Genomic DNA, 10,878 nt, shown 5'->3' with positions numbered 1-10,878 from the left:
GAACGCATGACCATGACGCGAAACGTAGGTAGCGAAGACGCCGATCTGGCAGTTCGTGATCTTCCCTGCCGAACCAGTGTATTGCCGCGCCACTCCGCATGACGCCTTACCCTGCTTGAGAAAGCCGGTCTCGTCGATCACCAGCACCGCATCGTCATCCGCCAAATGCTCGATGACATAGTCGCGGACGATATCGCGCAGGGCATCAGCGTCCCAATCTCCACGACCCAGAATTGCCTGCCACGCCATGGGCCAGGATCGCCAGCCGCCTCCGCGCGCATCCAGCCGGTCTTGCGCTGCTCATCTCCGAGCAGACCTTCCAGGAACAAGCCTGCATTCGTCGCAACACGCTCTTGCGTGAACAACGGACGTATCCGTTTCTTGATCTCTCGAAGCGACGCCGCCCACAACGCAAGCGTCTCCTCAACCGACGCGGCCCGCGCCCACGACATTCGAATCATGGTTGCCCATGGATTCAGAAGTCTGCAAACAAAGCAACTGTAATGCTAACGCTCTACCTTGATGACGGGCGTATCGAGATGGACACGAATGCGGTCGAGCGTGCGATGCGGCCGATCAAGCTCAATGCCAAGAACGCCCTGTTCGCTGGGTGCGACGAGGGTGCCGAGAATTGGGCATTGCTGGCTTCGCTCATTGAAACGTGCAAGCTCAATGGCGTCAGCGCCGAGCACTGGCTCTCTGACGTCCTCGCAAAGCTCGTCAATGGCTGGCCTGCGGCGCGACTGGACGAACTGCTTCCCTGGGGGTCGACCTACACGATGCATGCGCATGATCCGAGGCTGGCAGCATGAGCCTGAACACGACCGCCGTCCGGATCAGGGTAACCCTCAAGGACGTCAAGCCGGAGGTGATGCGTTGCCTTGTCGTACCCGTCACCCTGCGCCTTGATCGGCTGCATCTGACGCTTCAGGCGGCGTTTGGCTGGACGAATAGCCATCTCTTCGAGTTCCACGCTAGCGAACAACGTTGGGGCATCCCCGATCCCGACGGTGGTTTTGGCCCCCAGCCGATCGATGCCCGCAAGGCGCGGCTCTCCGATATCGTCCGCGAAACCGGCGCCAAGACGATCCATTATCTCTATGACTTTGGCGACAGCTGGGATCATGTGATCAAACTCGAAAAATGGTTCGACAACACGTCGACGGACGGTCTTCCATTCTTGCTCGATGCCGCCAGCCGTTGTCCTCCGGAAGACGTAGGCGGTGCGCCAGGCTATGCCGAATACCTCGATGCCATCGGCGACCCCGCCCATCCGGAGCACGAACAAATACGCCTCTGGGGTCCGGAGCAGTTTGATCCCAACATTGTCGACCGGAAAGCGATCGAGGCCGCCGTCAACGCTTTGTCCGACAAATGGAAGCCGCGGCGTCGCGTCACGCGGTCAAAATAGGCGTCAAGCGCCAATCGAAAGGGCCGCAGCGCCACGCTTACCTTGAACTTGAGGCCGAGAACTGCTCATTGAGAACTCTCCCGACATCGCGCTCGTTTCAACAATTTGCGTTACTTCGCGCCCGCCTTCTGCGCATAATTCCATGATGCTTTCGCGAGCGGCACGGTCCGCTTGGCAGCTTCGATCGCCTTGGTGTTGGCGGCGGTGCCATCTCGGATGCGGGCTGCGATGCCTTGAGTCATGCCGACCAACCGAAAGAGATTAAACGCAAAATACCAGTTCAAATCCGGCAGCTCGCTGCCCGTGCAGTCGCAATAGATCTGCGCGGCCTCGTCTATGCTCGGGATATTGAGCGTCTTCAGGTCGGCGTCCGCAAGGCCCGGCCTGATCCATTGCATCAACAGATAGGTAAAATCGGACATGGGATCGCCGAGCGTCGACAATTCCCAGTCGAGTACCGCGATCACGCGCGGCTGCATTGCATCGAAGATAATGTTGTCGAGTCGATAGTCGCCATGCACGATGGAGACACGTTTCTGCTCGGGGATCGTGTTCGGCAGCCATTCGATCAGCTTTTGAACCTCCGGAATATATTGCATCTCCGAGGCGCGGTACTGCTTGGTCCAGCGATCGATTTGGCGCGCGAAATAATTGCCATGCCTTCCGAAGTCCGCAAGGCCGATGCTATCGGGATCAAACATGTGCAGCCTCGCGAGAGTCTCGATCTTGCTGCGGAAAATCTTTGCCCGCATTTCGGCAGGGTGGCTCGGCAAAGTCGGATCCCAATAAACGCGTCCTTCCTCCATCGACATGATGTAGAAGGCCGCACCAATGACGGCATCATCAGTGCAGAGCGCAAACGCATGCGCAACCGGAAAGCCCTGCTGGCCGAGCGCCGAGATGACGCGGAACTCGCGATCGACCGCATGCGCCGACGGCAGCAACTTGCCGAACGGCTTTCTGCGCATCACGTAGGAGCGGCCGGGGCTGTCGAGTTTGTATGTGGGATTGGATTGGCCTCCCTTAAACTGTAAGACGGTCAAGGGCCCGGTATAGCCCTCGACATGCTTGCGCATCCAGCGGTCGAGACGGCTCTCGTCGATGCGATGTCGCTCTTCGACGGGTCTCGTGCCCGAAAACTCCTGGTCCTTCCTGAAGCCCTCGGCCAAGGTGACGCTCCACGAAATTATTGAAGCGTCCCGCTTCATTAATCACCCGAGCAGCTGCATACTTCCGAACTTCAAGTCTGACAATGGTGCGGCAGTGCACTTCATCGGGACCATCCGTGAGACGCATGGCGCGTGTCGAGCTTGGTCGTGCGGACTCCACCTCGTCGGTTGCGCCGTCCAAGGTCTGCACCGCCTGCTCGATGATTCACAAGCCGCTTCGCCTTTAGATACTAATACAGCAGTAATTCCTAGTCATCGAACCTCCTGCGCGGATCTCAGGCCGCTTAGCTCGCTCAAGAGTGACTCCTTTTGGCGATGCGATCGGGCGGATCTGAAGGTGACGTGGGTCAGATCTCATTTTTCTCTGCGCCGACAATACGATCCTGACTCGCGTCGGAGCGGGCTGCGATCATGCGCAAGATCCCGTTCTGGGTGAGCGACGAACAGTGGTGAGAGCGCAGCGTCTCTCATTTGCCAACGAATGTTCGTGAATTTGCGCCTGCAGATCATCCCCGCCTCATTAGTGGCATCGTCCATTCATCTAATATGGCTGCCGCCAGTGCGATTGCACACTCGAATTTGTCCCCGACTAAACTCTACGATCGGTGTGCGCGGGGCTCACGTGGGGTCTGGAAACACCTCTTCCGAGAGCCGGCCTTGCGCGCTACGGACACACAAATGATAGACACCGTGCAGTTAAAGCGCATCGCTCGCCAGCTGGCGGAAACAATGGAAGCACAAGACGGTCATTGCCCGTTCGCGCAGATGGCGCAACATCGACGCACCTGCAGATGCTGAGGGGGCCTGATCGCAATGCTGCTGACGGGGGAGGCGCAGGACTGGCGGTCTCAGGATGTTTCTGCTCAGTTGGAGACCGAACGCCATTCGCGCATCGAGCCCTCCTGAGAGACGGACGCTATCAGCGTCCCGTCACGCTTGAAGATCAAGCCGCGCGCGAGGCCTCGTCCGCCTTGCGCGCTCGGCGACTCTTTGGCGTAAAGTAGCCACTCGTCCGCCCGAAAGGGGCGGTGGAACCAAATTGCGTGGTCGAGGCTCGCCGAAATCATGCGCCCGTCGAACAGAGTGCGGCCATAGCGGACCATGACCGCATCGAGTAGCGCTAAATCTGAGGCATAGGCCAGCGCGCACATGTGAAGCGTTGGGTCATCGGGCAGCTTTGCTGCGGCCTTCATCCACATATGAAAGCGGCCGTCATCGATCTTTTGACCGACATAACGACCAATCTCGACCGGACGCAATTCAATCGGTCGATCGAGGTCATAATAGTGGCGGATGAATTCCGGTATGTCAGAAAACATCGGCCGTTTGGATAGTTCCTCGAAGGTGAGCCCTTCTGGCGGCGGAACATCTGGCATCTTGTTTTGGTGATCGAAAGCGCCCTGTTCGCCTGCGTGAAAGGATACCATGATGGAAGAGATTGCCTTACCATGCTGGATTGCGGTGACGCTCCGTGTCGAATAGCTTTTGCCATCACGCAGCCGTTGGACTTCGTAGATGATCGGAACCTGGGGATCACCGGTCTGAATGAAATAGCCATGCAGCGAATGCGGCAACCTGTCTTTCACCGTGCGACATGCCGCGACCATCGCTTGCCCTATCACTTGGCCACCGAACACCCGTTGAGGGAGAGGATTCGGATTGTTGCCGCGAAACAGGTTCACCTCCATTGGCTCAAGGTCGAAGATGGCGAGCAGGTCGATCGAGGTTTTGGACATTGACGCGCCTTTCTTTTTCTTCGGCATCATCCCCTGGTATGGCAGCCCTCCGATGGAGCCGAAGGTCCGAAACGAGCCATAGCGCAGGCGATTCTTGTTCTGGCCCATCTGGTTTGCAGCTGAGGCGGGCCCAACTGCAGCTGTGCTGGTGTATTGACATCGATTTGTAAGAAACGAGACGCCTTCCTTGAACCCCTGGGCCGGGACTACCGCATCCACTCTTTCCAACGATGCTTCACTTGCCCAGCAATCACCGTGCCACAAGACGGTATAGAGATGCGAAATCGGCGTCCTCATTCCGCCGGCAACGATACTTGCGGTTACTGTCGGTTGGCAATATCGATTCAACCGGACAAGGGTCCGAACACGACAACGCACATGAACGAGGGATGGACGCTTCTCGGGGCTGAGAACCGGCGGCCGTGGGATCCTCGAAAACGATCATCACGTTTATACGCACTGACAGCTCAGCGTCGCTCGCGCACCGAACCATCCTGGGCAACAGATGCGACCAATGTGCCGTCAGGCTCGAAGATCAAGCCGCGCACGAGCCCGCGTCCGCCTTGCGCGCTCGGCGACTCTTTGGCGTAAAGCAGCCAGTCGTCTGCTCGAAACGGGCGGTGAAACCACATCGCGTGGTCGAGGCTTGCAATCGTCAAACGCTGGTCGAACAATGGGCGCTCATACCGCGCCGTCACCGCATCGAGCAGTGGGTAATCGGAGGCATAGGCCAACGCGCACATATGCTGCACTGGATCATCGCGCAGCCTCGTCGCTGCCTTGATCCAGATATGAACGCGCCCGTCGGCAATTTTTTGACCGACATAACGGCCGATCTCGACCGGGCACAACTCGATCGCGTAATTATGGCGGATGAATTCTGTCGTTTCACAATATACTGGCTGCTTAGGCACCTCCTCTACCATCAGCGTTTCCGGCAGCGGCACGCATGGCATCTTGTCCTGATGGTCAAAGGCGCCCTCCTCCCCGGCATGGAACGAGACCATGATGGAGAAGATTGCGGTGCCATGCTGGATTGCGCTGACGCGGCGCGTCGAATAGCTCTTGCCCTCGCGCAGCCGTTCGACCTCGTAAACAATGGGCGCCTGCGGGTCCCCGGGCCGGATGAAGCAGCTGTGCAGCGAATTCGGCAGCCGACCCTCCACTGTGCGGCATGCCGCGGCCATAGCCTGCCCGATCACCTGGCCTCCAAACACCCGTTGCGCGTTGGTGTTCGGACTGACGCCACGAAATAGGTTCGGTTCGATCGGTTCCACGTCCAAAATAGCGGGCAGGTTGATCAGGCTTTGGGACATTGATGCGCTTTCGGTTTCTTACGGCGTCATCTCCGGCCATGGCACGGAGCCATAAACAGGACGCTTCGAGATTTCGGCGCGTTCTTTGGAACGGCATGATGCCAGCGCAAAGTAGCGGAACGGCACGCGACAGTGCTGCTGTTACCGATTTGGCTAACTCGAGACCTTCTCATTGTAACCCCAGAACTGCCAACATTTCCCAACGATCCAACTCCGCAGCAATCGGCATGCCAGAACACTGTGCATAGAGCAGACGCAGGTCCATTCACTTCGAGCCGCGCCAACGAAATACTTTGCCCTTAGCGTCGCGCTCCGAACAATACAGATTGTAAACCTCACAGCTGAGCAGACAACGATCGCGCGAAGGACAAGCGTCGCCTCTCGTGCCGAACGCTTTGGATGGAGGTCCTTTCAAAATTGCCGCACGGGTGACGCTTCGTATTAGATTCGGCTTGCTGGATTCTTGCGATTCTTGGATAAGCCCACAGCGGCTTCTGATCTCACAAGCGACTTTTGCCCCCTGCGTCTCCAAGGCAGCTCGGGAACGGAGCTTCGAATTCGATCGTTGTAATGAAACGCCCCTAGCTGGTCCAAGGTGAGCTGCTGCCCATCGGCGGCTATGTCGAGCGCTATCGCCTCCTCATCCGAGCCAAGTGTACGCGCTAGGGCTGGTGCCGGCCGCCGGGTTCGCATTGGCAACGGCTACGCAGCGCAGTCAGCGAGAATACAACTGCAACTACTCGCTAGGTGACGTTTCATACTCAACGCCGGTACGGCTCTTCTTTTGGCGGCGCTCACGCCGTTAGCACTGATCTCGAGCAGGACATTAACAGCACGCGCCTCGTAAGATATGACTAGTAGATAGGCCTTCACATCTCAGTTTCTGCGGCCTAGAGCGACCTCCCAAGCGTGGCCGGACTCGTTCAGGCAGACCATAGATTTTACACTTTCGGCACCTTTGCGGGATCGTTATTAGCGCGAGGCAACGCTGGCTACACAAGCACCGCCTTGCCCTAGCGGCAGAATTCGTGTCGCGCTGGTCTCCAAATGCTGCACGGGTGCCGCGCCAATTCGGTTGACATCTTCAACTAGACCAGGTCAGCCCAGCAGTGTCTGCCCGTTTTTGGCGACGGTAACTTGGCGCTCCCGAACATGAGCTTCGAACGAAATCGAATTTCCGTCCTGCCACAGATTGACAGTAATGATCTCACCCGGAAACACCGGGGCAGAAAAGCGGACGCGATGACGATGGAAGGCAGAGGGATCGTAGTCGGCATAAGTCTGCAACACGGCTCTGCAGGTCAGTCCATAGGTGCACATGCCATGGAGAACGGGCTTGGGAAAACCCGCTCGGCGCGCAAATTCCGGATCGCTGTGTAAGGGATTTCGATCACCTGATAAACGGTAGATCAGCGCTTGATCAGGCTGGGTCGGGATATCGATTGATCGGTCCGGCGCTCTGCGGGGTATTTGATGCGGCTTTGGCATTCCCTCCGATGGTCCGCCAAAGCCGCCGTCGCCCCTCGCAAACGTCGAAGAAACGATCGTGACCATCTTGTCGCACGCGCCGTCTCTAACGACGACTTCGTTCTGAACGATCGCGCCTTTCTCCCTTCCTTTGTCGTACACGCCGCGCACGCGCGCATCCGCAGTAACGCCGGCTGCGACGGGGATCGGTTTGTGAAATGTGATGTCGCGTTCACCGTCAAGGACCATGACGCGATTGAGGTCGATGAACCCGGGTCGGGCACCCCAGACGCAGACCGAAGCAAAAGTCGGAACAACCTTTAGCGGCTTGGGAGTTGCAAATGCCTCGTTGACAAACTGCAGTTCCTTTTCGTTCAGAGGATCGGAGCCCATGCCGATCCCAAGCGCGTAAAGCATCACCTCCCGATCGCTCCACGAATAGGGAGCGGCTTCGGTCTTGAGGTCGAGTATGGCGGGATAGTCGATCGGCATCGAGCAGCTCCTCGTTCTCGTTACCTTGGCGGCAGGCCCGCTTATAGAGCGGCAGTGGACGTCCACGCTCCATCAAATTTCGTGCTCGTCAAGTGCTGCCTCCTAGCCAACTCTCGTATTGATGGAGGCAACCAGCACTTCCATGCGCGGCACCATGCTGCCCTCCGAAGCTATTACCAAGCTGCGCGCTTTATGTCTGCGTTTTGCTCAGGACCGGCGACACACATGTCAGAGAGTAAGATCATCGCTCGTCTTTCCCTGCGAGAGTTAGCATACCATTCAGTGTGGCTGAACCTCACTAGCAACGGCCATGCCAGAACCGTCAACGCGTTAAGCGTCTGATCACGCATGTCCCCCCCGACACCCCCCATGTTCTAAACCTGACGGGGCTTGTGCCTGTCAGAAGCGGGACATCGCTTGGCGCCGCCAGGGCACAGCTTAAAGTCTCAGCAAACCCTTACACACTCCATAGCCTGCCGTTCCCTCGGCGCATTTTTCCAATTCCATGCACCAGATCGAGCTTAGCTGCCGACACTCAAAAGCTTGCACATGTGGCCTAGTACGGCGCTATATACTCACATTTCCTCCTTGGCGGCACGAAGCCGGCGACTGCTCGAATTGCACTGTCCGCCGATCGCATCATGATCCATGAAAGCTGTAAAAGGCGTTCTTCGTATTTGTCGTTTGATTGGCGATTAGCATGTTCATGCATGCTGGATTTTGTTGATCAAATCGGACAACTTGATCGCCGCCGGGATTCCATCATCCAGATTGACTCAAACCGAACTTACCTTAGACGCGGCAAGCGCCCGCGAATGACGAGCGCGGAAACTCGCAGACACGGGAAGTTGCGCCCACTCTACGCAAATCAGCTGAGCCGACAAACATATCTTGCAGCCAACCAAGGCACATGGACCAGACGGGGTACGGAAGCGGATGATGCTCACAAATTCTATCGACAAAGTCCCCTTCGCTCCCGGACGTCCTCATGATGTCGAGCCGGATCAGGTCGAGCCACTCCATTAGCGACCTCGTTGAACGGGCTCGCCGAGCCCATCGTCCGTGGCCTGCGGTTCGAACAGCCATCAATAGATGCCGCCCGCTCGAGTCAGGGAGCCGTGGTTGCCCTGCTCTACGATCTCACCGCGATCGAACACCAGAATGCGCTCGAAGTTGCGTACCGTCGATAGCCGGTGCGCAATCACGATCGAAGTGCGTCCCTTCATCAACCGCTCCATCGCCTGCTCGATCAGCCCCTCCGATTCCGAATCGAGGCTCGAGGTGGCCTCGTCTAGAATCAACACCGGCGCGTCCGCTAGGAACGCTCGCGCGAGCGCGACCCGCTGCCGCTCACCGCCCGACAGCTTTACACCGCGCTCGCCGACCAGCGTACCATACCCTTTCGGCAGCCGCAGGATGAAGTCATGCGCATTGGCGAGCCGCGCCGCCTGCTCGATCGCCGCCATGTCGGCCTCGGGGCCGGCCGTAGGCGATGTTCTCAGCCAGCGTGCTGGTGAAACAGGATCGGCTCCTGCTGCACAACCGCGATCTGGCTGCGCAGCGATTGCTGTGTCGCTTTGGCAATATCTTGGCCGTCGATCAGGATCCTGCCGCCGGAGAGGTCATAGAGCCGCTGCACCAACTTGATAACCGTGGTCTTGCCCGGACCGGAACGGCCGACAAGTCCAACTCGTTCGCCGGCGTGGATATCGACCGACAGGCCATCGTACAACGGCGCGCGGTGCCCCCATCAGGATCATCGAGCCTACGAGCACGGCGAGCGACGGCCATAATGCCATCAGAATGGTGGCATTGAGCAGGTCGAGCGCAGACATGCCACGCGTGATCTGGCGAACGGTTGAGCCGGCAAAGGAATTGGTGTGCCAATCGGTCGAGAAGCGCTGCACCCGCATGAAGGCTTCGCATGTTGCATCGGCGATCGTCTCCAGCGTGAGTGGCACAATCGCCTTCAGACCTACGTTAATGCGTCAACGAGGTAGCTTGAGTAAACCGGGCATCAGTAGGTCGGCGATCGATGCACCTAAGAAGCCGACTAGAACGATCGCGAGGCGGACAGGCTGCTTCAGGCAGTGCTGGAACACGAACGGTATGACCTCGCGGATTGCGGCGGGTAGCTTGTCAACGTGAACATTCATGGCGCGATCCGGCCGCACTGACAGCGCGAGCCGACTCCATCTGAATTGGCGCACGAAGGCGCAAGACACGACAGGGGAGTCATTGAAAACAACCGGTTGTTGGATGCTTTGGAAGAGCTGGACGACGGCCTCTATGAACGCCGGCGGTCAACGGCACTGCCGAAACTCCTGCGAGAACAGCGGGCGTAGGCGCACGATCGTCGAACAAGACATGATCAGGTAGACCCTCGCCGATTTGAGGAACGAGGCGCTGCTTACACATCGATCCCGCGCAACCTTCAAGACGGTAAGCGCGTGAGCGCGCCCACCTCAATGCTCCTCGGTAGGTGATGTCGCCGCCACAGCAGCTTCGTTTGTCGCAGATGTTGCTATCTTGCAAGAGCCAAGACGTATCGCTGACGTTGCGATCGATTGACGGACCGTAGTCACTGAAGGACTTACCGCCGTACTGGCCGCCGACGAGCACGCAATCTAATCCTTCGGTCCAGCTCCACAGTCCCCGCGGCATGTTCACTGCAGGCTCGAGATCCGCTGGATTGGCGGCACCACTTGCAACGAGCGCAATCGTTATGGCACGCCATAAACGAACTTCAGATCGCATCCTAACCTTCACTAGGTGCACATTACCGGCTTGCACACGGCGTCGAGCCACGCGCACCCGCCGCAAAATGGTCTGATCCTGTTAGGCCGTTTCCGACGCCCATTTCTGGCGAACGCTCGATTTGAGGTCGCGCAAGAGTTTTGTCTTGCCTTTGTTCTTGCGCACACAATGTCGCGCACGCAAACAGTTTGTGTCACGTCGGGACAAGCCGCGCGTTCCTTTCAGATAGGACGCTCTGTGCAAGCGCCGGATAATTCCAGCGGCAACAGATCTGCTCGGTCTGGCCATTGCCTCGTTCTTGCTCCAGCACTATGCAATGAGGTGTAGCCGAACTGCATTTTTGGCAGTCGGCTGCAGCACATGACGATGCAATTGACAGTTCGAATGTCTTCGCGACTCGAACAACTGCAACAGAGCATCAGTCGTCTTACGCGTACGCCCACGATGAAGGCCGCCTTGTTCTGAGAGGCGGATTGAGCACTCATAAGCACGTGTTTAAGAGCGAGCTTAAGAGCGATTGATGGGTCAGA

At 57.9% G+C, this 10,878-nt stretch carries 6 protein-coding genes and 2 pseudogenes; 2 read left to right on the top strand and 6 right to left on the bottom strand.

What is annotated here, in order from left to right; genetic code table 11:
* Positions 1–461, bottom strand: a pseudogene (locus IVA82_RS24935) (transposase); the annotation flags it as partial.
* On the opposite strand from IVA82_RS24935, the gene IVA82_RS24930 reads away from it, so the two are divergent.
* The gene (locus IVA82_RS24930; protein WP_256469709.1) at positions 354–812 is read left to right on the top strand and encodes a transposase domain-containing protein; all 459 of its coding nucleotides are present in this window, start codon (positions 354–356) and stop codon (positions 810–812) included. The pseudogene IVA82_RS24935 and the gene IVA82_RS24930 sit on opposite strands and share 108 nt — an antisense overlap.
* Positions 809–1,411 (top strand): plasmid pRiA4b ORF-3 family protein, encoded by a 603-nt coding sequence (locus tag IVA82_RS24925; RefSeq protein ID WP_247493600.1) that lies wholly within the window; start codon positions 809–811, stop codon positions 1,409–1,411. The genes IVA82_RS24930 and IVA82_RS24925 overlap by 4 nt, the downstream gene beginning before the upstream one ends.
* A gap of 110 nt (positions 1,412–1,521) precedes the next feature.
* Here the strand turns inward: IVA82_RS24925 and IVA82_RS24920 are convergent, their stop codons facing one another.
* From IVA82_RS24920 to IVA82_RS48320, 5 genes and pseudogenes are all read right to left on the bottom strand, one after another.
* Positions 1,522–2,580, bottom strand: a complete 1,059-nt coding sequence (locus IVA82_RS24920; RefSeq protein WP_247493599.1) for a phosphotransferase family protein — start codon at positions 2,578–2,580, stop codon at positions 1,522–1,524.
* A gap of 863 nt (positions 2,581–3,443) precedes the next feature.
* Entirely contained in the window at positions 3,444–4,316 is an 873-nt protein-coding gene (tesB, locus tag IVA82_RS24915; protein ID WP_247493601.1) for an acyl-CoA thioesterase II, read from the bottom strand.
* A 467-nt stretch (positions 4,317–4,783) separates the two neighbouring features.
* Positions 4,784–5,632 (bottom strand): acyl-CoA thioesterase II, encoded by an 849-nt coding sequence (locus IVA82_RS24910; protein WP_247493598.1) that lies wholly within the window; start codon positions 5,630–5,632, stop codon positions 4,784–4,786.
* Positions 5,633–6,730: 1,098 nt separating this feature from the next.
* Positions 6,731–7,591: a MaoC/PaaZ C-terminal domain-containing protein gene (locus IVA82_RS24905; protein ID WP_247493597.1), complete on the bottom strand. Its 861-nt coding sequence runs from the start codon at positions 7,589–7,591 to the stop codon at positions 6,731–6,733.
* 1,085 nt (positions 7,592–8,676) lie between these two features.
* Positions 8,677–9,747 (bottom strand): annotated as a pseudogene (locus IVA82_RS48320) (ATP-binding cassette domain-containing protein).
* Positions 9,748–10,878: the final 1,131 nt, after the last annotated feature.

It is taken from the genome of Bradyrhizobium sp. 142 (genome assembly GCF_023074015.1).
Taxonomy (GTDB): domain Bacteria; phylum Pseudomonadota; class Alphaproteobacteria; order Rhizobiales; family Xanthobacteraceae; genus Bradyrhizobium.
This window is presented reverse-complemented; position numbering and strand designations above follow the sequence as displayed.

Bases quoted from the DNA above. Each gene is read 5' to 3' on its own strand.
- IVA82_RS24905 (WP_247493597.1), bottom strand. From the start codon at position 7,591: ATGCCGATCGACTATCCCGCCATACTCGACCTCAAGACCGAAGCCGCT.
- IVA82_RS24910 (WP_247493598.1), bottom strand. From the start codon at position 5,632: ATGTCCCAAAGCCTGATCAACCTGCCCGCTATTTTGGACGTGGAACCG.
- IVA82_RS24925 (WP_247493600.1), top strand. From the start codon at position 809: ATGAGCCTGAACACGACCGCCGTCCGGATCAGGGTAACCCTCAAGGAC.
- tesB (WP_247493601.1), bottom strand. From the start codon at position 4,316: ATGTCCAAAACCTCGATCGACCTGCTCGCCATCTTCGACCTTGAGCCA.